Here is a 21912-nt window from a genome sequence, read left to right as displayed (position 1 = left end):
ACCCCTTGCGTATTGATCCATGAATGGATTGCCGGGGATGCAGCTGGAGAGAGCAGCTTTCGTATGCATGAATGTTCTTAAACAGCAGTTCAAAAACAATACGCACGAAAAAAAAGCGAATTCAGATCTTGTTCCCTACGCGGGGGTTACCCCGATCAGGTTCAACGGATCTCGCAACAGCGATCTCAGCCCAAAGGCACTCCGACAAGTTGGGGCCGAGTATAGGGGATATTTGAGTGGATGGCCAAGACCATGATTTTGAAGGTTCCAAACTTAGCCTAGTGGCGGTCGGGCACTGGGCGGAAGGTTTCAGGACCGCTGTGGATACATCCCTGTACGCTGCGTCGGCGACGTCCATGTCGCCGACGCTCCTGAAACCTTCCGCCCAGTCCCCGTCCTTCGCTTCTTATTTCGAGCTTCGAATTGAAACGGTCAGATCACCAACGTTTTCTGGTAACTCATTTCACGGATGGCATATTTCACGCCCTCGCGCCCTACTCCGCTTTCTTTCACACCACCAAACGGGAAGTGCTCGGCGCGAAAGCCGGGGCCGTCATTGACGGCGAGCAGGCCTACTTCCAGCTGGTTGTAGAGGCGTTTCGCCAGTGCCAGGTTTTGGGTGAATACGCCAGCCTGCAGGCCAAACGGACAGCTGTTGATCACTGCCACCAGCTCTTGTTCGCTGTCAAACTTGCGCAGTGGGACGACCGGGCCAAAGGTCTCTTCTGCTACCACCTCGGCGCAGTCTGGGACATCCGCGAGGATGGTCGGCCACAGGATGTTGCCTTCGCGGCGGTTTCCGAACAGAACGCGGGCGCCGGCGGCTACTGCTGACTGAATGCGACCTTCCACTTCGTTGGCGGCGTTGGTGTGGATCAGCGGGCCGATAAAGGTGTCGTCCTCGGCGGGGTTACCCACTTTCAGTTTGGCGGTGGCGGTCACGAGTTTTTCGGCGAAGGCATCGAACACGTCACTGTGCACGAACAGGCGCTTGGCGGCGGTGCAGCGTTGGCCGGCGGTGGCGAAGCGCTGGTTGATGGTGGCGGTGACGGCGGCGTCAAGGTCGGCGTCGGGCATGACGATCAGTGGATCGTTGCCGCCCAGTTCGAACAGCATTTTCTTGTAGCCGGCATTGGCGGCGATGGCATTGGCCGCGGCGGTGCCACCGGTGAAGTTGATCGCCTGGATTTGCGGGTGGGCAACGGCGTAGCTGGTGGCTTCAATGTCCGGGACCAGCATCTGCAGTACGGATTTATCCATTCCTGCGGCATAGCACAGTTCCACCAGCAACTCCGCAGAGCGCTTGTTCTGGGGGCCGGGCTTGAACAGGATGGTGTTGCCGGCGGCAAACGCGGGGCCGATTTTGTGTACCGCGATATTGATCGGGAAGTTGAACGGGGTAATGCACAGTACGGTACCCAGCGGTTTCCACAGCACCACGCCGATTTTTTCGCGCATCGGTGGGAACGCATCGGAATCCAGTGCTTCACCGTTGATATTGCGCGCTTCCATGGCGCTGGCCAGCGCGGTGTTGTAGGCGCGGTCGATTTCAACCCGGCTGTCACCGATGGTTTTGCCGGTTTCCTCGGTGATGGCTCGGGCCAGATCTTCCTTTCGCTCCAGCAAGAGTTGCGCGAGCTTCAGCAGGATATTCGAGCGCTCGAAGGCGGGTGTGGCCAGCTGCTTGTTACGGCCTTCCACCAGCAGTTCGATGGCCTCTGCCACCTGCTCTTTGGTGTGGAAGTCATAGGCTTCGATCAACTCGCCGTTGTACGGATTGATAATCTGATAATCAGCCATGGAAATACCTGTAGGTTTTTATACTGCAAATAACTGGTACACAATGCGGGCGCCGGCAATCATCAGCGCGGCGCGCATCAAGTTGAAAAACAGCTCGCTGTCGATCCGATTCAGCAGCGCAATACCGATACGCGTGCCAATGACCGCGGCCACGGTCAGTAGCAGGATCAATCCGAGATGCTCGGAAAACGCAAAGCCGAGATAAATGAACGCGGGCACCTTGAGGGCGTGGCACCAGGCCTGCATCACGGATTTATTCGCCACGATTTCTTTCGGCGTCATATCCTTGCGCACGAAAAACGCGGCCAGCAACGGGTCTACGGCTCCGGCGACAATACCGAGGGTGCCGGTGGCAATCCCCACCCAGAAAAAATTGCGCGGCTTGAGGCGGATTTCCGGGAGTTTTTTCGGTTTGAACACCGTATAAAAAATCAGTACCGCCAGCAGCACCAGCGGCAGCTGCTGCCAGTCGAGATTGGCGAGCCCCAGAGTCATGGCGGCGGAGCCGAGCGTGCAGCCGATAAAGAACGGGATGCACTGGTCCCAGCGGATATGCTCGCGCACATAAACCACGCGGGCGAGATTGTTGAGCAGCTGTACCGCACCGTGAATGGGGACGAGCGCGCGCAGGGGAATGACAACATTGAGCGCGGCAAACATCAGGATACCCCCCGCCCCACCGGTGACCGCCGAGATAAATGCGCTGATCACGCACACCAGCAACAGCAACCCCAGTGTGAGGCTGGGTGTCTGGCCAGGTATCAGACTGAAAAGCGCCCCCAATTCGGCCAAGGTATTCCCCTAATCTATGCGTTCCATCGAACGGTTTTTGAGCGATCGCCAGTCTAACCACAAGACAGCATCAAACCCAGTAGTCACGGGCCCGAGACTGGTTATTTAAGGACGCGACAGGGTAATTGGCGACCTTTAACTGGGGTTATGGAACTACATACCGGCAGCGACTTGCCGCTGATACCTAAACGGACTTGAATTAAATACAGGGCCGCAATTTCCCAAATGCTGGATAGCGGCGGGCAACAGCACCTGCCGGACCTCCAACAGGAGCGGCCCCCGACATGAATATCCAGGAAGACTGCATGTCCCGGGCAATGCCGCAACACGCTTACAAAATGGGAATTGCTACCCACCAGGAACCTCTGGTTTACATGCGCACCGACTGCGCTATCTGTCGCGCTGAGGGATACACCGCCAATACACGGCTGCAAATCAAGGCCGGTTCCCGCACCCTGATCGCCACCCTCAATACTGTCGCGAAAGAGATCCTGCCGCCAGGCAGCATCGGTTTTTCCGATAGCGCCTGGGAGTTCCTCGCGCTCACCCAAGGACAAGCGGTGACGGTACACCACGCTCCCCAGGTCCACTCACTCAGCGCGCTGCGTAAAAAGATTTACGGCCATACGCTGGATACCGGCGAGATCACCAGCATCATTCGCGACATCAGCCGGCACCTGTATTCAGATATCGAGATTGCGGGATTCATATCCGCCTGCGCCGGCGGACGCCTGAATTCTGCGGAAACGACCGCGCTTACCCGGGCCATGGCACAAATCGGCAATCAGTTGCACTGGCCAGAGCATGAACGGGTATTCGACAAACACTGTATCGGCGGCCTGCCGGGCAACCGCACCACCCCCATCGTGGTATCGATTGCCAGCGCCGCGGGGCTGATCATTCCCAAAACCTCCTCCCGCGCCATCACTTCCCCCGCCGGTACCGCCGATACCATGGAAGTTCTGACGAATGTCGACCTTTCACTCGACAGACTGCGCAAGGTCATTACCCGCACCGGCGCCTGTCTCGCCGCCGGCGGCAAGGTTGGCCTCAGCCCCACGGACGACTTGCTGATCCGTATCGAGCGCGCACTGGACCTCGATAGTGAGGGGCAGCTCGTGGCGTCGGTCCTGTCCAAAAAAATGGCAGCCGGCTCCACCCATATCCTGATCGATATGCCCGTTGGCCCCACCGCCAAGCTGCGCAGCCAAAAGCAGGCGGAGGTGCTGGCGGAGCTGTTCCGGGTCGTCGCCGAAGCACTCGGCCTCAACGTGCGGTGCGTGATGACCGACGGCACCCAAACCATCGGCAATGGCATCGGGCCGGCGGAGGAGGCCCGCGATGTATTGAGTGTGTTGCGCAATGAAAGCACCGCGCCGGCGGACCTTGAGGCCCGCGCGCTGTATCTCGCCGGCCAGTTGCTGTCGATGGCCACCGGAGCCGATGAAGCCCAGGCCCTGCAACAGGCACGGGAGATCCTGCATTCCGGACAGGCGTGGATTCAGTTCCGCGCCATCTGCGAGGCCCAGGGTGGGCTCCGTGAAGTGCCCATCGCCAGCCACCATATCGAGCTGCGCAGTGAATACGCCGGCAAATTGCGCAGTATGGACAATCGGCGCCTGGCACATCTGGCCAAGCTCGCCGGAGCCCCCTCGTCGCCGGAGGCCGGGCTACGCTTGCGGGTGAAAGTGGGAGACAGTGTTGAAGCCCTGCAACCACTCGCGACCCTGTATGCAGAGACGCCGGGGGAACTGGCTTACGCGCGGGAATATTTTCACGAGAACCGGGATCTGTTTGAGCTATCCCCGGCAACCAGCCCGCTCCCGGCGACGGAAAAGTAAACGTGAACAATCCGGTCCTGTTTGCACTGGAAAGCGGCCTTCCGCTGCGCGAGTCGCTGCAAACGGCCATTGGTGCCGATGCCGGCGAAATCGACCAGCGACGGTTTCCGGATGGCGAGAGCTACCTGCGTATTCTGTCACCGGTGCGCGGGCGGTATTGCGTTGTGCTGGCGAACCTGTGCCGGCCGGATGAGAAAATCCTGCCACTGCTGTTTCTGGCGCGCAGCCTGCGCATGCAGGGCGCGACCGGTGTAGGGCTGGTTGCGCCCTACCTGTGCTATATGCGACAGGACAAAGTATTCATGCCCGGCGAAGCCGTGACGTCGCGCATTTTTGCGCAAATGCTATCGACCTGCGTGGACTGGCTGGTGACGGTAGACCCGCACCTGCACCGGTATCGCAGCCTCGATGAGATCTACACCATCCCATCCCGTGCCATTTCGGGGATGCCGGCCATGCAGGCGTGGCTCGCCAGCCAACCCGCGCCCCTGTTACTGGTAGGGCCGGATCGGGAAAGCCAGCAGTGGGTTGCCGCCCTGGCAGGGGCCACTGGATTGCCATTCATCGTCGGGAAAAAACAGCGCCATGGGGACCGCGAGGTGAGCATCGATCTGCCCGCGGACAACCGGATTGCCAACGCGACCAGTGTCATCGTTGACGATGTCATTTCCAGCGGCCACACCGTACTGCAGACCCTGGCCGCACTCAGGGCTGTCGGCGCACCGCGCACTATCTGCGCGGCGGTGCACGGCATTTTCGCCGAGGGCGCGGACGAAAAAATCAGGCTGGCCGGTGCCGACCTGCTAGCCACCAGTAACAGTATCCCCGGCGATTACTGTGCGTTTGACCTGGCACCGCTACTCGCACCGGCGGTGCAGGATTTACTCGCACGCGCCGACGGATCGCCACATGTCACAAGAGACCATCAAACATGAATATCACGTTTCTGGGTGGTACCGGGACCGTCACCGGCTCTAAATTCCTGGTGTCGATCGACGACGGAAAAACCGAATTCCTGGTGGATTGCGGGCTGTTCCAGGGCTACAAGTGGCTGCGCGAGCGCAACTGGGAAACCCCGCTATTCGATTACCGAAAACTCAAAGGAATTGTGCTCACCCACGCGCACCTGGATCACTCCGGCTATATTCCCCGCCTGTACGAGATGGGTTATCGCGGACCGGTATATTGCCACCACGCCACCATGGATCTTTGCTCCGTCCTTTTGCCGGACGCAGGACATATCCAGGAGGAAGATGCCCAGTACTACCAACGCCACAAACTGGGCAAGCACGCTCACCCTGAACCGCTCTACACCGGCGACACCGCCGAGCGCTGTATGGAGCTGTTTCAGCCGGTGGCGTTTGATCAGCCGTTTCATATCGGCAGTGCAAAACTGCACTTCCAGCCCGCGGGGCATATTCTCGGTGCCGGCAGCGCCATACTGCATGCGGAGGGCAAACAGGTAGGATTTTCCGGCGATGTGGGACGTCAGGACGACCTCATCATGCATCCGCCAAGGCCACTGCCAGAGCTCGATTTATTGTTGATGGAATCAACCTATGGTGACCGTCGCCATCCGCAAATTGATCAGAAGGAACAGCTGGCCGAGATCGTAAACCAGACGGTGGCGCGCGGCGGCGTGCTGCTGATCCCGAGCTTTGCCGTCGGCCGCGCGCAGACATTACAGTTTCTGCTGCTTTCCCTGATGCATGAGAAAAAAATCCCCGAGCTGCCGGTGTTCCTCGACAGTCCCATGGCGATCGACGCATCGGAAATCTATTCGCGCTATCCGGAACAGCATCGCCTCAGCTCGGAGAATTGCACCTTCATGTGCAGGGGCATCCAGTACACCCGCAGTGTCGACCAGTCGAAAGCGCTGGAGAATATCCAATACCCGCACATCATTATTGCCGGCAGTGGCATGGCGACCGGTGGTCGGATTCTGCACCACATGAAACGACTGCTGCCGGATCATCGCACGACAGTGTTGTTTACTGGCTATCAGGCCGGCGGTACCCGCGGCGCGCGGATGCTGGCAGGCTCCAGCAGTGTCAAAATTCACGGGGAATATGTGCCCTGCAAGGCAAAAGTCGAGGTTCTGGAGGGGCTGTCGGCCCACGCCGACTATGTGGAACTCGGCCATTGGCTGCAGAGCTCCCGCCTGCAACCGGACACACAGATCATGCTGGTCCACGGTGAACCGGATGCGGCGGATTGCCTGCGGCTGTACCTACAGGACCACACCCCATTTCAGGTAGCAGTGGCAGACTACCGCAGTATTTATCGGCTGTAGTAGCGCTGCACAAACGACAACGGCAACCGAAGTTGCCGTTGTCGATTCAGGGCTTCAGCAAAAACCCTGGCGGAATGATTGTGGCGATCAGCCGGTTACGTTGCCGTAACTCATCAGGCGCTGGTAACGCTTCTCCAGCAACTCCTCAATCGGCACTGCGGTGAGTTTGTCCAGCTGCTCGGACAGGCGATCCCGCAGGCGGGCCGCCATCAGGTCGGGATCGCGGTGCGCGCCGCCGAGGGGCTCGGCAATGGTTTCATCAACGATACCCAGCTCTTCCAGCACGCCAGAAGTCACCCCCATGGCCTCGGCTGCCAGTGGCGCCTTCTCCACGGTTTTCCAGATGATGTTGGCACAGCCTTCCGGGGAAATCACAAAGTAGGTGGAGTACTGCAGCATGTTCAGCTGGTCGCCCACACCAATGGCCAGCGCGCCACCGGAAGAACCTTCACCGATCACGGTGCAGATGATCGGCGTGCGCAGGCGTGACATCACCGCCAGGTTCTTGGCAATGGCCTCGGAAATACCGCGCTCTTCGCTGTCGATGCCCGGATAGGCCCCGGGAGTGTCGATCAGGGTCAGTACCGGCAGCTTGAAGCGCTCGGCCATTTCCATCACGCGCAGCGCCTTGCGGTAACCCTCAGGCTTCGGCATGCCGAAGTTGCGCTTCACTTTCTCGTTGACGTTTCGGCCCTTCTCTTCGCCAATGACCGCTACCGGGCGCCCTTCCAGGCGCGCGATACCGGCGATGATCGCCTTGTCGTCGCCGAAATGGCGGTCGCCGTGCAGCTCATCCCAGTCGGTGAAGATGCGCTCGATATAGTCCTTGGCGTAGGGGCGCTGCGGGTGGCGCGCAACCTGCACAACCTGCCAGGGGGACAGATCGGAATAGATGGATTCGGTGAGCTTCTCGCTCTTTTCCCGCAGGCGGGAGATCTCCTCAGCGATGTTGAGCTCATTGTCGTCGCCCACATGCTGAAGTTCCTTGATCTTGCTTTCCAGTTCCGCAATCGGCTGTTCAAACTCTAGAAAACTGAACTTCATTTAATTCGCGCCTTGATAATTCTGTGGGCCTGCCAAATGTTGGAAAATGCGACTAAATCACCCCGATCAGTCGCAAACAGGCCCCGTCCACTGAAAATGGCGGCTAGCTTACCGGGATAGGACCACTCAGTCGAGTGCACGGATCACTCATTGCCGTTGAGTGTAGTTGAGCTTGACCCGTTCACGGCCGACCACCTCCCGCAGGGACTGGATCAACTGGTCGTTTGGCTCCACCTTCCACTCGTCCGCCAGGCGGAAGGTACCGCGCGCATCGCTGCGCTCCACTTCCACCAGAATCGGGCAGTTTCCACCCACATACGGCCGCAGGCAGGCGCTCAGGCGCTGCCCCATTTTCGGCAGTGCCTGGGCGCTGTCGATCTTGAGCGTCACCCCGATCACACTGCCACTGCGCAGATCGTCCAGCGTGGACACACTGTTCACGCTCATTTTCAGGCCGCCGCTGTAATCGTCGTGGGAGATGGAGCCTTCCAGCACCAGCAGCGAATCCTTCACCAGTTTTTCCCGGTGCTGGCCGAATGCCTCGCTGAACACCGCTGCCTCGATGCGCGCGCTGCGGTCATCCAGGGTGACGATCGCCATGGAATCGCCGCGCTTGGTCTTCATCACCCGCATGCCCACCACCAGGCCCGCCACCTTCTGGTTGTCGCGCCCGGGTTTCAGGTCTGCGATACGCGCCTGTACCAGGTGCTTGAGTTCGTCCTCGTACTCGTCGATGGGGTGGCCGGTGAGGTACAGGCCGAGGGTGTTCTTCTCGCCTTCAAGACGCTCGCGGATGCTCCACGGACGCGCGCCGCGGAAATCCTGGTAGACGTCGCCATCGGACGCGGTGCGCACCACCTCGCCGAACAGGTCCATCATGCCGGCGCTGTCGTTCTTGCTCTGCTGTTCCGCGGCTTTCACCGCTTCGTCCAGCGCGTCGAACAGCACGGCACGAGAGTAATTCAGGCCGTCGTCGCCGGACGCGTCGGGGCCAATGCTGTCGAGGGCACCGGAGCGCACCAGCGCTTCCAGCGCGCGCTTGTTGACCTTGCGCGGGTCGATGCGGGAACAGAAATCGAACAGGTCCGTGAACGGCCCGTTTTTCTGCCGTTCGCTGATGATGTTTTCGATCGGGCCTTCACCCAGCCCCTTGATGGCGCCGAGGCCGTAAATGATACGGTTGTCGCCATTGTCGGAGACAGGAACGGAGAACTGGTAGTTACCGAGGTTCACATCCGGCGGCACCAGGTCCAGTTTCATCGCCCGGCATTCTTCGATGAACGTCACCACCTTGTCGGTCTTGTCCATGTCCGACGACATGGTGGCGGCCATAAACTGTGCGGGATAATGTGCCTTCAGCCACGCGGTCTGATAAGACACCAGCGCGTAGGCCGCGGAGTGCGATTTGTTGAAGCCGTAACCGGCGAACTTCTCCACCAGGTCGAAGATCTTCATCGCCAGTTCCGGGTCGACGCCCTCGGACTTGGCGCCGTCCTCGAAGGTACTGCGCTGCTTCGCCATCTCCTCGGGCTTTTTCTTACCCATGGCCCGGCGCAGCATGTCCGCGCCGCCGAGGGTATAGCCCGCGAGTTCCTGGGCGATCTGCATTACCTGTTCCTGGTAAACGATAACGCCGTAGGTGGGCTCGAGAATCGGTTTCAGTTTTTCGTGCTGGTACTTGGCATCCGGGTAGGCCACCTGCGCGCGGCCGTGCTTGCGGTTGATGAAGTCGTCCACCATGCCCGACTGCAGCGGCCCCGGGCGGAACAGCGCCACCAGGGCGATCATGTCCTCGAGGTTGTCCGGCTGCAGGCGCTTGATCAGGTCCTTCATGCCGCGGGATTCCAGCTGGAATACCGCAGTAGTCTCGGCGCGCTTGATCAGTTTGAATGTTTCTTCGTCGTCCAGCGGCAGCGTTTCGATGACCAGCGGCTCCAGGCCTTCGCGCGCGCGCTGTTCGTCCACCATCACCTTCGCCCAGTCGATGATGGTCAGGGTGCGCAGACCGAGGAAGTCGAACTTCACCAGGCCCGCGTCTTCCACGTCGTTCTTGTCGAACTGGGTTACCAGGCCGGCACCGGTCTCGTCACAGTAGAGCGGCGCAAAATCCGTGAGCTTGGTGGGGGCGATTACCACACCACCGGCGTGCTTACCGACGTTACGCGCCACACCCTCAAGCTGCAGCGCCATCTCCCAGATTTCCTGGCCCTCCTCGTCGTTCTCGAGGAACTCGCGCAGCACCTCTTCCTGCTCGAATGCCTTCTGCAGGGTCATACCCACATCGGCGGGAATCATCTTCGAGAGCTTGTCGGCGAGGCCGTAGGACTTGCCCTGCACCCGCGCCACGTCGCGCACCACCGCCTTCGCGGCCATGGTACCGAAGGTGATGATCTGGCTTACCGCGTTGCGGCCGTAGTTTTCCGCTACGTAGTTGATCACCCGGTCGCGCTTCTCCATACAGAAGTCGACGTCGAAGTCGGGCATGGATACCCGCTCCGGGTTCAGGAAACGTTCGAACAGAAGGTCGTACTGCAGCGGGTCCAGGTCGGTAATCTTCTGCGAATAGGCAATCAGCGAGCCCGCACCGGAGCCCCGCCCCGGGCCCACCGGAATATTGTGATCCTTGGCCCACTGGATAAAGTCCATCACGATCAGGAAGTAGCCGGGGAACCCCATCTGGATCACGATATCCAGCTCGAAGCGCAGGCGGTCTTCGTACACCTTCTTGCGCGCTTCGTAATCCGGCGCGGATTTGTCGAGAATGGTTTCCAGGCGATCGTAGAGTCCGTCGAACGAGACCTTCTCGAAAAACTCGTTTTCGGTCATGCCTTCGGGGATCGGGAACTGCGGCAGGAAGTACTTGCCCAGCTGGATCGGCGCCGAACAGCGGCGCGCGATTTCCACGGTATTTTCCAGCGCTTCCGGCAGGTCCTTGAACAGCTCGCACATTTCTTCCGGGGAGCGCAGATACTGTTCTGATGAATAGCGGCGTTCGCGACGAGGATCGTCCAGGGTGCGGCCCTCGCGGATACACACGCGCACTTCGTGGGCTTCGAACTCGCTGTCTTCCAGGAAGCGCACATCGTTGGTGGCCACTACCGGCAGATTGAGCTGGCCCGCGAGCTTCACCGCCGCGTGCAGGTATTCTTCATCGCCGGGACGACCGGTGCGCTGTAACTCGAGATAGTAACGGCCGGGGAAAATCGACGCCCACTCATTCGCCAGCGCCTCCGCCTGTGAGTTGCGCCCGGCAATCAGCGCGCGGCCCACATCGCCGTACTTGGCGCCGGAGAGCATCAGCACACCTTCCGCGTACTCTTTCACCCACTCACGCTGGATATACGCATGCCCGTGGTACTGCCCTTCCATCCAAGCACGGGAGATCAGCTCGGTGATATTGCGGTAACCGGTGGTATTCAGTGCGTACAGGGTCAGCAGCGTCGGCTGCTCCTCCCCGCCCTCGCGCAGCCAGAAATCCGCACCGGTGATGGGCTTGATTCCGGCACCGAGACAGGCTTTGTAAAACTTTACCTGCGCGTAGAAGTTGGTCTGGTCGGTGATGGCCGCTGCGGGCATCTCCAGTTCCGCCAGACGACCGATCAACGGCTTGATCCGCACCAGGCCATCGATCAGGGAGTACTCGGAGTGGATTCTTAAATGTACGAAGGGTTGGGTCATATTTTTTCTATTTGATTTGTCCCGAATTTCTCAGAATTCAAACTCTGATCCGGGAACACAAGAAAGCGGAAGTAGCACTCAAAATTTCTGACAATGCGCAAAACGATATGCGAAGGCGGAGCACCGGGTGGGGGTTTTCAGGAGCGTCGCAAACAGGATGTTTGCGCCGCAGCGCCCAGGGATGGGTTCACAGCGGTCCTGAAAACCCCCACCCGGTGATCCGCCGCCACCGGACTAGAAAAACACCCAAGTCCAATATCACTACAACGCATCAGTCAGACCACCAAACCCGGCGCATCTGAACCGCACGCTCATGGCACTTGGCCAGCACCTGTTTTTTCTCGGCGTTATTCATCCGCCCCCACTGGCTGATTTCAGTACCGGAGCGGAAACAGCCCTCACAGATATCCTCGCGATTCAACGCGCACACCGATACACAAGGGGATTTCACCGGGAACTCAAATGCCGGCTCCGGCTCCTGGTCTTTCACCCGGCTCCAATCGCTCTCAGTCATCGCTCACACCTCAATCGGCACCAGCTCTTCCGAAAACCGCTTGCCGTTGGCGACGTAGATCTCGCTACTCGCTTTCAATAGCTCGAACATGGACTCGTCCAGCGTCTTTACCACCTTGCCCGGGCTTCCCAGCACCAGCGAATAATCCGGGATCTGCGCATTCTCGGTCACCAGCGCATTTGCACCGATAATGCAGCACTTGCCCACTTTGGCGCCGTTCAGCACCACCGCATTCATGCCCACCAGGGAGTACTCCCCGATCTGGCAGCCGTGCAGTGTCACCTTGTGACCAACCGTCACCCCGGTGCCCACGGTTAACGGCACGCCCGGGTCGGTGTGCAGCACCGAGCCGTCCTGAATATTCGCGCGCTCACCAATGGTGATCAGGTCGTTGTCACCGCGAATCACCGCGTTAAACCACACCGAACTGTGGGGTTTTAGCAACACATTGCCGATCACCTGGGCACCGGGGGCAATATAGTGTCCCTCACCTTCAAGCTGCGGCTGCTTATCGCCCAATCTGTACAGCATTTGGCCTCCGGTCATGGTTCGCGGGCTGTCGAAAATTAGCCCGCCATTATCCCGCCCAAGGCCCCCGATTGCCACCCTCAAGTCCCCTGACCAGACGGACACTTCAGCCGATCAGCGCGCCCTCCAATGCCAGCAGTCGCGCTTTCATCTCAAGCCCGCCGGCATAACCGGTCAGGGTGCCGTCGGAGCCGATCACCCGGTGACAGGGCACCACAACCGACAGCGGGTTGGCCCCGTTCGCCCGTGCCACCGCCCTTACCGCCTTGGGGTTGCCGATAGTCTCCGCCAGCTCGCGATAATTGCGGGTCTCACCGTAGGGGATGGCACACAGCGCCCGCCACACGGACTGCTGGAACGGCGTGCCGGCGGCATCCAGCGGCAAGTCAAATGCCTGTCGCTCGCCACTGAAATAGGCCTGCAACTGCGCCGCCGCCAAATCCGTCAGCGCCGTCGCCCCCCTCTGCCAGTCTTGCTTCACCGGCAGCGGCCGCTTGCCCGCCTGCAGATCGATTCCGACCAACCCGGTTTCACTGGCGGCAATACCGAGCTCGCCAAAGGCGCTGGGGTAAATTTCATAACGGATCATTTATTGTCTCCCGTGGACGGGCTCAGTTTCAGGGATTGCCACAGCAGGAGCGCCGCATAAGCTCGCCAGGGGCGCCAGGATTCCGCGCGGGCCAGCGCCTGTTTCGGCGTTGCCTTGCGCTCTGCCCCGCTCTCCTTGCCGAGCGCAATCAGGATGCCCAGATCGGATGCCGGAAAGGCATCGGGCATGGAGAGACCGCGCATCGCCGTATAGTGCGCAGTCCAGTCACCGATACCCGGCAATGCGGTCATCTGCGCGCAGAAGTCATCCAGATCCGGCTGGTCGAAGTCGATCTCACCACGCCGTGTTGCGGCCACGAAGTGCTGCAGGGTCTTGGCGCGGGTGCGGGTGACACCGATATCGGAAAAATCTGCATCGCGCAGCTGTTCCGCAGATGGGAACAGCACCAGCGAATCGCCGCCGGGCGCATTAAAAGACTCACCGTAGCGGTTGGCCACGCGCCCGGCGATGGTGGTGGCCGCGGCGACGGAGATCTGCTGGCCGAAAATGGCCCGCAGGGTGTATTCGAATGGATCCCAGGCACCGGGCAAGCGCACCCCGGGGTTCACCTGCAACACCCGCCGCAACAGCGGATCAGACTGCAAATGTCCGCGGATTTCTTCGCTATCGGCATCCAGGTCAAACAGCTGCCGCAGCTTTTCCCGCAGAGGGAACAGCACCGCACCACAGCCCTCGCCATACACACTGACCCGCAGCCGGTCTTTGTCCGGCTCGTGGGCCACGCGCAACACACCACGCTGCCCCTGCAGCCGGAAGCTGCGCTGGTATACCCCCTGCTCCGGTGTATCACCGGCAATGACCTGCTCCACCCCGGGCAGCGCCCGCGCGGCAAAGAAGCCCAGCAACCCGGGCCAGTCCAGCGGCGGTCGGTAACTCAGGTAGATGTTCACCGGCTCCGCTTCTGCATGCTTCTCATCCGCAGCCACCGTCGCGCGCTCCCGACGCACTTCCGTCGGCGTGCGCTGGTAGATGGCTTTAAACACACCATTGAACCTACGCAGGCTGTTGAAGCCTGCGGCAAACGCGATATCCGCAATGGGCAGACTGGTGTCCCGCAACAGGCTGAACGCAAACAGGGCGCGTTCGGTCTGCCAGACCTGCAATGGGCTGAGGCCGATGTGTTCGGCAAAGAGTTTGCGCAGATACCGGCTGGTAATGCCAAGCCGCTCCGCCAGCTCCTCAATGGAATGCGCCTCCCGCTCCCGCCGCATCAGGTTCAGCGCGCGCTGGACGGTGGTGGAGACAAGCCCCCAGGCGGGACTGCCGGGAGCTGCATCCGGGCGGCAGCGCAGGCAGGGACGAAAACCGGCGTTTGCCGCTTCGGCTGCCGTCGCATAGTAAGTCACATTGCGCTCCAGCGGCGGCCGCGCTGGACAGATAGGCCGGCAAAAGATGCCGGTAGTCTTCACCGCGGTGAAAAAACGCCCATCGAAGCGCCGGTCACGGGCGAGACGCGCGCTGGAACAGATTGCCGGGTCGAGCCGCATGAATATCTCCTCTCACTGGCGGGCAGTGTAGAGGGATGAGGCGGCAGCTACTAGTCAAATTCGGAACTGGCCATATTCTTCCTTCAACACCGCTGCAGGGGTCGCTTCTTTCCGCCAATGTGTTCGACACCACTTAAGTCGTTCCGCGCCAGCGTCGCACCACTACCTACCTGCCAAACGATTACTTGATCATTGTCACGCCATTTTTTAGATATAAATCACAAAACAAGTAAGAACTTGGCCGACAAAGAAGTATAAAGACGTCTGGGAACGTACATCGCGATGCTAGGGAAACCAATCACTCCCATGCGCGGACATGCTACCGACCCCACAGGGAAGTATGTGTTGGATACACAGCAACCGATAACAGGTATCCAGCAAGAATCCGTCTGCTCGAAATACATAAGTACTCCCCTGTTCTCTGCAGATAACAAAAAGGAAATTTGTTTTGGAGAGCTTATCCATGCGCCGTCTTCTGATCGTGCTCCTCACCCTATCGATACTCGTTCTGACCGCCTGCTCGGACCATAAGGGAAAGCGATACAGCACAACCCAATTACCCACTAACACCCTTGTCGCCGACACCGATAGTGACGGCATTGCCGATACCAGCGATAACTGCCCCAACATCGCCAATGCCGACCAGGCGGATATGGACGGTGACGGTCTCGGCGATGCCTGCGACAACGACAATGACAACGACGGTGTACCGAATGACAGCGACAACTGTCCGGTGACCGCCAATGAGGACCAGGCCGACACGGATGGCGACGGTCTTGGCGACGCTTGTGACAGCGACCTCGACGGTGACAACGTCGATAACGACCAGGACAACTGCCCTGCCATTCCGAACAGCGAGCAGAGTGATCTCGACGGCGACAATATCGGTGACGCCTGTGACAACGATCGCGATGGCGACGACCTGACCAACAGCCTCGACAACTGCCCCTCGGTACCGAACCCGGATCAGGCTGACCAGGACAATGACGGCATAGGCGACGCGTGCGATAGCGACAGCGATTCCGACGACGACGGCCTGGATGACGGTGAGGACAACTGCCCGGCCATTCCCAATGCGGATCAGTTGGATACCGATGGCGATGGCAGCGGTGACGCCTGCGATGCAGACGACGATGGTGATGGCATCGACGATGGTGCAGACAACTGTCCACTGACCGCCAATGCGGACCAAAACGACCTGGATAACGACAAAATTGGCGACGCCTGCGATACCGATCGCGATGGCGACGACGTATCCAACGCGGAAGACAACTGCCCGCTCGTCGCCAACCCGGGACAAGAAGATGCCGACAACGATGGCGTTGGCGATGCCTGTGACGAACTGACCGACACCGATAACGATGGACTGGGCAACGACAGCGACAATTGCCCGCTGATCGGTAATCCCTCGCAAGCCGACCAGGATGGCGACGGTATCGGTGACGCTTGTGACTCCGATAGCGACGGTGACGGCATCGACAACACCGCTGATAACTGCGCAATTGTCGCCAACGGTGATCAGCAGGACAGCGATAGCGACGGTCTCGGCGACGCCTGTGACGACGATGATGACAACGACGGCCTCGGCGACAGCGCCGACAACTGTCCGCAACATGCCAATGCCGACCAGGCTGACCTTGATGGCGATGGTATCGGGGACGCCTGTGATACCGATCGGGATGGCGACGGTGTGGACGACGGCTCAGACAACTGTCCGCTGCTTGCGAACACCGATCAGACAGATACGGACAACGACGGCTTCGGCGACGCCTGTGACGACAACACCGACAGCGACGACGACAGCATCCCGGACGACGCGGATAACTGCCCGAACGCGGCCAACTCCGACCAGGCAGACCTGGATGGTGACGGTATCGGCGATGCCTGTGACACCGATAGCGATGGCGACGGCGATGACAACGATTCCGACAACTGTCCCAATGTCGCAAACCCATCCCAGCTGGATACCGACCTCGATGGCATAGGCAATGCCTGTGACAGTGACGACGACAATGACGGCACTGACGACACCACCGACAACTGCCCCACCATCGAAAACAGCGACCAGGCAGACTTGGACGGTGACGGTATCGGTGATGCCTGCGACCCGGACAAGGACGGTGACGGCGCCGACAACGGCGGCGATAACTGCCCGGCCGTGGTTAACCCCGAGCAGCTCGATAGCGATGGCGACAACATCGGCGATGCCTGCGATACCGATGACGACAATGACGGCGTTGCGGACGGCAGCGATAACTGCCCGCTGATTGCCAACGCCGGTCAGGAAGACCGCGATGGCGACGGCATCGGCGACGCATGCGATGAGGACCGCGACGGTGACGGCGTCGATAACGAAGTGGACAACTGCCCGACCGTCAGCAACGAGGATCAAGCGAACCTCGACGGCGATGCATTCGGTGACGCGTGCGACACGGACGAAGACGGTGACGGCCTGAACGACGATGTCGACAACTGCCCGGCAGTCGCGAATGTCGATCAGACAGACACCGACGGTGACGGCACTGGAGACGCCTGTGACACCGATGACGATAACGATGGGGTCGAGGACGGCAGCGATAACTGCCCACTCATCGCGAACGCGGCACAGATAGACGCCGATGACGATGGATTAGGGGACGCGTGTGACAGCGATCGGGACGGTGACGGCGTCAGCAACGGCTCCGACAACTGCCCAGCCATAGCCAATGCCGATCAGGCAGATGCTGATGGCGACGGCTACGGCGATGCCTGTGACACCAATACCGATAGCGATACCGACGGTATTCCGGACGAAGCAGACAACTGCCCGGCGGTCCCCAATGCCGATCAGGCAGATTTGGACAGCGATGGTATCGGCGATGCCTGTGACAGTGATGCAGACGGTGACGGCACCGACGACGCCACAGACAACTGTCCGATGGTCTCAAACGATCAAAGCGATAGTGACGGCGACGGCGTCGGCGATGCCTGTGACACTGATCGGGACGGCGACGGCATCGACAACGGTGCGGATAACTGCCCCAATATCAGTAACTCGGATCAATCCGATATCGACGGCGATGGTATTGGAGACCTGTGCGACCTCGACCAGGATGGCGATGAAGTTGACGATACGGCGGACAACTGCCCGAGCATTGCCAACAACGACCAGGCCGACCAGGACAGCGATGGTATCGGCGACGCTTGCGACAGTGACGCCGACGGTGATGGTGTCGGTAACGACGACGATAACTGCCCCATGACCGCCAATGCTGACCAGCTCGACACGGACGGCGACGGTATCGGCGATGTCTGCGATGACGACCTGGATGGCGACACCGTTAACGACGACTTAGACAACTGCCCGCTGGTGAGCAACCCATCACAGGCAGACAGAGATGGCGACGGTATCGGCGATGCCTGTGACCCGGATCAGGACGGCGATGGTGTCGACGAAAGTGTTGATAACTGCCCGACTGTTCCAAATCCAGATCAGCTCGACTCCGACGGTGATGGCATAGGCGACAGCTGCGATGTTGACGTGGATAACGACGGCGTGAACAACGATGTCGACAATTGCCCGCAGACACCAAACCCGGGCCAGGAAGACTTTGACGGTGACGGTATCGGCGATGCCTGTGACAACGACCTCGCAGCCACCTGCGAATCGCTGGGTGACTTCCAACCGATTACCACCAGCGATTCCTTCCTGGCCAGTGGCAAGGTGGACCCCTGTTCAGGCTGCTCGGTGACCAGTCCTGGACGCGTAACTAACAACGTGATTACCGATGCCGCACGGCTCGAGGTCACGGCGGGCGCAGGTGGCTACGCGTACATCGATGTCACCAAGGCAACGGTACTCACTGGACGCCATATGATCGGCTTCCTGGTAGAGAAACCATCCAGCCTGCTCGACCTGGTATTGCAGGAAACTATCAGCATCAGCACTTGGCTGGACGACACAGCCACCGGCGACAGCTCCACTGGCAGCTCACTGGTGGCATTCAAGGTTGATGGCGCGGTGAATCAACGAGTCATAGTGATTGCCACCAAACAGGACTTCAACAGGGTGCGCCTGAGCCTGAACAGCCTGTTGCAGGAAGTGAACCAGCTGGATGTCTATATGGCCTGTACGGCACCGCTCTAACCTCAAGCGAACTTTCGAAACAACAACGCAAAGCCCCGGTTAACACCGGGGCTTTTTTATTTGCTGTGAATCAAGGATTTCCTAGAAACGGAACGAAACGCGGCAACCGACTGCGCGTAAACTTTCGCCGAACCAATTGCGAGAACAATTGCCTATTCGGGCCTCAGATAAACACCTTGTTTAACTCACGTTCCCGGTTTGCTTTTGTGCGAAATACGCGGCGCAGCAGTGGCACACCACGGCGCCACCCCAGGATGCTCTGCGCGGTTGCGACACCGGCGAACATCGCGCCGGCAACACCGCAACTCATAATGTCCTGGCCGGTGAGGTAGAGGCCGCTGATACGGGTTTTGGGGCGCAGCCAGGTTTGCTGGAAGCGGCTGGGATCGTGGTCGAGGCCGTAGATTTCGCCACGGTTATAACGGCAGAAATAATCAGTGGATAGCGGTGTGGATAATTCGCAGTAATCGATCTGGCCGCGCAATTGCGGGAAGTGCTTGTAGAGGTGCTCCAGCAGGCGCTCGCTGAACTGCTGTTTGAGCGCTTGGTAGTGTTCGCCGCGCTTTCCCCAGGGTTGCTCGTGCCACTGGGCAAACCATTCGTATTTGCCCGGGGCCACGATTTCGATGGTAGCGCGACCGGGGTAACGGCGGGCGAAGCTCGGATCCTTGGCGGACGGGAAGGAGATGTAGACCAGCGGGATTTCCGCATCCCGGTCGTCGAGGAAGCGCCGCATATCGCTCTCGTAATCGGCGCTCGGGTAAAGCCAGTAGTTGGTCCTTGGCAGCCCCAGTTCCTCGGCAGTACGCTGCAGACCGATATACAGGCACACATGGGCCATCGACGGCTTGACGGTATTCAGGTCACGGAAATAACCGGCATGTTCGCTGGCGCTCTGCGGCAGCAGTTTTTCGAACGTGTTGAACACGCCCGCACCGGACACGACCAGCGGCGCCTCGATTTCGGTGCCGTCGGCCATGCGCACACCGCGCGCGCGGTTGCCGTCCAAAAGGATGGTCTCCACCTCTGCATAGGTAAAAACCTCGCCCCCGCCAGACTGGATTTGCGGGATGATGGTTTCCGCGATTTTGCTCGCGCCACCCACCGGGTAATAGCCACCGTACAGGTAATGTTTGGCGATCAGCGCATGAATAATGAAGCTGCCGGTCTTCGGCGTCATGCCATTATCGCCCCACTGACCGGTAAGTACTGCGATCAATTTTTCGTTGTCGGTGAGTTCGCGCAGTACCTCGTAAGTGGTCTTGTTCAGGTAGCCAGGCCAGCGCAGCGCCTTCCACAGGCGAGTGAATCGCCCACACCAGTTCGGCAACAACTTTTCCAGCGTGATCAACGGCATGGCCCGGCCCACAGCGACAATGCGCTCAAGATACTGCTCGATCACATGGCGCTCACCCGGGAAGCGCCGCACCAGCTCGTCCACAAAAGCCCCGCGCCCGGCGCGCAAGTCAAACTGCTCATCGCCGAGACAAATGCGGTCGTAGGTATCGTCCATCGGTGCCCAATGCAGTTTGCCAGCGGAAAGGAAATCGAACAGCTGGCGGGTCATCGTAGGGTGCTCACCTACGTCGCCGATATAGTGCACACCCACATCCCACTCGTAGCCATTGCGATCGTAGGCGTGGGTGAACCCTCCGGCGGTGTAGTGCTGCTCCAGCACCAGGACTTTCTTGCCCGCCGCGCTGAGCAGTGCCGCAGTGGTGAGTCCTCCGATACCAGAGCCAATGACGATAGCATCGTAGCGGCCGTCGAGCCGGTTGGCACGGTAGCGCCGGCCGATACGTAAGCGGCTGGGCCTGGGGGCACTGCGGTCATGAGATTCGGGGGACACTATCATCGGGCGACCTCGTTATTATTGATTTAGTTATGGCGCTACCTTAGCGCCGCCGCCGCCACTATTCAACAAGTTGCATATCAGGCCGAACGAGACGAAACCACGCCGCATGTATGTAAATGTCAGGAGTAACGGACTACAGGCTGCCTTGATAGGAAAAGTGCGGTACCAATTTTGGTACCTACATATACCTGCAAAGGTACCGAGATCACAAAAGACACCTTAAACCACAGCGGCAATGAGACCAGCGGAACCAGTACAGCAAATACATCAATCGTCAATCCAAATGTACAAATCGCAAAAATGACTACCCATGGAATTCGGCGACAGATGGCAATCGCTACTATTGGCGCAAATAATCCAGCAATAAATGTAGTGGTCAACATCGCAATTTGTTGAACCGGACTCACTGGAAGATCACCGGGGCCCCAAGTGACGCCACTAAAATTCCACAATTTAGTAATCATCATCTGAACAATGAATACGGAAGCAATTGAAGCGATAAAGATCAAGAAAAGGGCAACTATATTTTTCATCTTCTCTCCAGACGCCGCCAGCGGAGACGGCTTACCTTATATGAATTTTCGCAAAAATAAGCACCGAGCGACCTGCACCTGCATGACCTGATTCACACACCAAGTTCGTTAACACTCAATTTGATTCTGACAATGGCTGCGACGCACTTCAGATTTATCCAAAATAACCTTCCGAGCGTCTACATCAAGATATCTCCAAGCTTGAATTTCATCAGTTGTACGAAAACATCCACCACATATATTCGAGCCTTCGATCAGGTTGCAGTAATGTACACAAGCTGATATTAATTTCTGCTCATCAGTTTTATGCCACTTCGCCATAATTATTAAATTCACGCAAAACACCCAAAACAGCGAATTGCATATCATCCTTATTCTTTAACGCTGCCAGCAGGGGCAGCTTACCTTGTGCGCGTTTTGCGAGAAAATGGGAGCGAAGCGACCAGCGCAAAACGTGCACAAAGTAAGCCGTCCCGCGGAGGGCCTAAGGCCCGGAGCATCCTGCCTGGCTTTGTTAAATTTGACTTAAACTCACCCCTTGGAACGCTGCTTCCTTTGCGCCTCGATATAAGACCTACGAGATTGCTCATCACAGTACTTAGCATTCGACTGCCTTTCACGTGAACTTACCGAGGCTGATGAATAATTTTCTTGGCACCAGTCACTGCTTTGCCTTTCTGGATATGGTGCATTTGGCTCGTATATATTTGCCAGAGACCCGGAAGTCGAACACCCTGAACTTGCTATAGATAAAAAAACAAGTCCAGAAATAAGCTTTATATTTTTCATACTCTCTCCTTAGATTTTAACG

15 protein-coding genes and 1 riboswitch are annotated in these 21912 nt (G+C 58.9%); of the genes, 4 read left to right on the top strand and 11 right to left on the bottom strand.

All coding sequences use genetic code 11. The annotated features are described in order from the left end of the window. Positions 1 to 115 precede the first annotated feature (115 nt). Positions 116 to 214, bottom strand: a riboswitch (TPP riboswitch). 218 nt (positions 215 to 432) lie between these two features. Both safD and R5R33_RS15240 read right to left on the bottom strand, forming a co-directional pair. Then, positions 433 to 1800 carry a sulfoacetaldehyde dehydrogenase SafD gene (gene safD / locus R5R33_RS15245; RefSeq protein WP_318953556.1) on the bottom strand — a complete coding sequence of 456 codons (1368 nt, stop codon included), beginning with the start codon at positions 1798 to 1800 and terminating at the stop codon, positions 433 to 435. An 18-nt stretch (positions 1801 to 1818) separates the two neighbouring features. Continuing rightward, a complete protein-coding gene (locus tag R5R33_RS15240) occupies positions 1819 to 2592 on the bottom strand; it encodes a sulfite exporter TauE/SafE family protein (protein WP_318953555.1) in 774 nt (257 codons plus the stop codon). A 284-nt stretch (positions 2593 to 2876) separates the two neighbouring features. On the opposite strand from R5R33_RS15240, the gene R5R33_RS15235 reads away from it, so the two are divergent. From R5R33_RS15235 to R5R33_RS15225, 3 genes are read left to right on the top strand one after another with little or no spacing between them, the layout of a single operon-like run. Beyond that, positions 2877 to 4433, top strand: coding sequence for a thymidine phosphorylase family protein (locus R5R33_RS15235; RefSeq protein WP_318953554.1), 1557 nt, complete (start codon positions 2877 to 2879; stop codon positions 4431 to 4433). Between the two features lie 2 nt (positions 4434 to 4435). Next, positions 4436 to 5368, top strand: a complete 933-nt coding sequence (locus tag R5R33_RS15230) for a ribose-phosphate diphosphokinase (RefSeq protein WP_318953553.1) — start codon at positions 4436 to 4438, stop codon at positions 5366 to 5368. Next, the gene (locus R5R33_RS15225; protein WP_318953552.1) at positions 5365 to 6726 is read left to right on the top strand and encodes an MBL fold metallo-hydrolase; all 1362 of its coding nucleotides are present in this window, start codon (positions 5365 to 5367) and stop codon (positions 6724 to 6726) included. Before R5R33_RS15230 ends, R5R33_RS15225 begins: the two co-directional genes overlap by 4 nt. Positions 6727 to 6813: 87 nt before the next feature. Here the strand turns inward: R5R33_RS15225 and R5R33_RS15220 are convergent, their stop codons facing one another. The 6 genes from R5R33_RS15220 to R5R33_RS15195 all read right to left on the bottom strand — a co-directional run bounded on the left by R5R33_RS15220 (position 6814) and on the right by R5R33_RS15195 (position 14587). Then, positions 6814 to 7770 carry an acetyl-CoA carboxylase carboxyltransferase subunit alpha gene (locus R5R33_RS15220; RefSeq protein WP_318953551.1) on the bottom strand — a complete coding sequence of 319 codons (957 nt, stop codon included), beginning with the start codon at positions 7768 to 7770 and terminating at the stop codon, positions 6814 to 6816. A gap of 147 nt (positions 7771 to 7917) precedes the next feature. After that, positions 7918 to 11448, bottom strand: a complete 3531-nt coding sequence (gene dnaE / locus R5R33_RS15215) for a DNA polymerase III subunit alpha (RefSeq protein ID WP_318953550.1) — start codon at positions 11446 to 11448, stop codon at positions 7918 to 7920. A 271-nt stretch (positions 11449 to 11719) separates the two neighbouring features. Then, positions 11720 to 11962, bottom strand: coding sequence for a DUF1289 domain-containing protein (locus R5R33_RS15210; protein WP_318953549.1), 243 nt, complete (start codon positions 11960 to 11962; stop codon positions 11720 to 11722). Between the two features lie 3 nt (positions 11963 to 11965). Then, positions 11966 to 12493 carry a gamma carbonic anhydrase family protein gene (locus tag R5R33_RS15205; protein WP_318953548.1) on the bottom strand — a complete coding sequence of 176 codons (528 nt, stop codon included), beginning with the start codon at positions 12491 to 12493 and terminating at the stop codon, positions 11966 to 11968. Positions 12494 to 12596: 103 nt separating this feature from the next. Beyond that, positions 12597 to 13079 carry a methylated-DNA--[protein]-cysteine S-methyltransferase gene (locus tag R5R33_RS15200; RefSeq protein ID WP_318953547.1) on the bottom strand — a complete coding sequence of 161 codons (483 nt, stop codon included), beginning with the start codon at positions 13077 to 13079 and terminating at the stop codon, positions 12597 to 12599. Then, positions 13076 to 14587 (bottom strand): AlkA N-terminal domain-containing protein, encoded by a 1512-nt coding sequence (locus R5R33_RS15195; RefSeq protein WP_318953546.1) that lies wholly within the window; start codon positions 14585 to 14587, stop codon positions 13076 to 13078. Before R5R33_RS15195 ends, R5R33_RS15200 begins: the two co-directional genes overlap by 4 nt. A gap of 463 nt (positions 14588 to 15050) precedes the next feature. Between R5R33_RS15195 and R5R33_RS15190 the strand changes: the two genes are divergently transcribed. Further along, positions 15051 to 18713, top strand: a complete 3663-nt coding sequence (locus R5R33_RS15190; protein ID WP_404810371.1) for a thrombospondin type 3 repeat-containing protein — start codon at positions 15051 to 15053, stop codon at positions 18711 to 18713. A 163-nt stretch (positions 18714 to 18876) separates the two neighbouring features. On the opposite strand, the gene R5R33_RS15180 is transcribed toward R5R33_RS15190, so the two are convergent. The 3 genes from R5R33_RS15180 to R5R33_RS17780 form a co-directional block, all read right to left on the bottom strand. Further along, complete coding sequence (locus tag R5R33_RS15180) at positions 18877 to 20568, bottom strand: phytoene desaturase family protein (RefSeq protein ID WP_318953545.1); 1692 nt, start codon at positions 20566 to 20568, stop codon at positions 18877 to 18879. A 119-nt stretch (positions 20569 to 20687) separates the two neighbouring features. Then, on the bottom strand, positions 20688 to 21101 hold the full coding sequence (locus tag R5R33_RS15175) for a hypothetical protein (protein WP_318953544.1): 414 nt from the start codon (positions 21099 to 21101) through the stop codon (positions 20688 to 20690). Between the two features lie 108 nt (positions 21102 to 21209). After that, positions 21210 to 21422: a DUF1289 domain-containing protein gene (locus R5R33_RS17780; protein WP_404810401.1), complete on the bottom strand. Its 213-nt coding sequence runs from the start codon at positions 21420 to 21422 to the stop codon at positions 21210 to 21212. Between the last annotated feature and the right edge of the window lie 490 nt (positions 21423 to 21912).

The sequence above is a fragment of the Microbulbifer pacificus genome, assembly GCF_033723955.1.
GTDB lineage: Bacteria > Pseudomonadota > Gammaproteobacteria > Pseudomonadales > Cellvibrionaceae > Microbulbifer > Microbulbifer pacificus.
Note: the sequence above shows the minus strand (reverse complement) of the source record. Positions and strands in the feature narration are given on the sequence as shown.

Excerpts from the sequence above, each read along its gene's own strand:
- safD (WP_318953556.1), bottom strand. The coding sequence starts at position 1,800 with ATGGCTGATTATCAGATTATCAATCCGTACAACGGCGAGTTGATCGAA.
- R5R33_RS15235 (WP_318953554.1), top strand. The coding sequence starts at position 2,877 with ATGAATATCCAGGAAGACTGCATGTCCCGGGCAATGCCGCAACACGCT.
- R5R33_RS15225 (WP_318953552.1), top strand. The coding sequence starts at position 5,365 with ATGAATATCACGTTTCTGGGTGGTACCGGGACCGTCACCGGCTCTAAA.
- R5R33_RS15220 (WP_318953551.1), bottom strand. The coding sequence starts at position 7,770 with ATGAAGTTCAGTTTTCTAGAGTTTGAACAGCCGATTGCGGAACTGGAA.
- dnaE (WP_318953550.1), bottom strand. The coding sequence starts at position 11,448 with ATGACCCAACCCTTCGTACATTTAAGAATCCACTCCGAGTACTCCCTG.
- R5R33_RS15210 (WP_318953549.1), bottom strand. The coding sequence starts at position 11,962 with ATGACTGAGAGCGATTGGAGCCGGGTGAAAGACCAGGAGCCGGAGCCG.
- R5R33_RS15205 (WP_318953548.1), bottom strand. The coding sequence starts at position 12,493 with ATGCTGTACAGATTGGGCGATAAGCAGCCGCAGCTTGAAGGTGAGGGA.
- R5R33_RS15200 (WP_318953547.1), bottom strand. The coding sequence starts at position 13,079 with ATGATCCGTTATGAAATTTACCCCAGCGCCTTTGGCGAGCTCGGTATT.
- R5R33_RS15195 (WP_318953546.1), bottom strand. The coding sequence starts at position 14,587 with ATGCGGCTCGACCCGGCAATCTGTTCCAGCGCGCGTCTCGCCCGTGAC.
- R5R33_RS15190 (WP_404810371.1), top strand. The coding sequence starts at position 15,051 with ATGCGCCGTCTTCTGATCGTGCTCCTCACCCTATCGATACTCGTTCTG.
- R5R33_RS15180 (WP_318953545.1), bottom strand. The coding sequence starts at position 20,568 with ATGATAGTGTCCCCCGAATCTCATGACCGCAGTGCCCCCAGGCCCAGC.
- R5R33_RS15175 (WP_318953544.1), bottom strand. The coding sequence starts at position 21,101 with ATGAAAAATATAGTTGCCCTTTTCTTGATCTTTATCGCTTCAATTGCT.
- R5R33_RS17780 (WP_404810401.1), bottom strand. The coding sequence starts at position 21,422 with ATGGCGAAGTGGCATAAAACTGATGAGCAGAAATTAATATCAGCTTGT.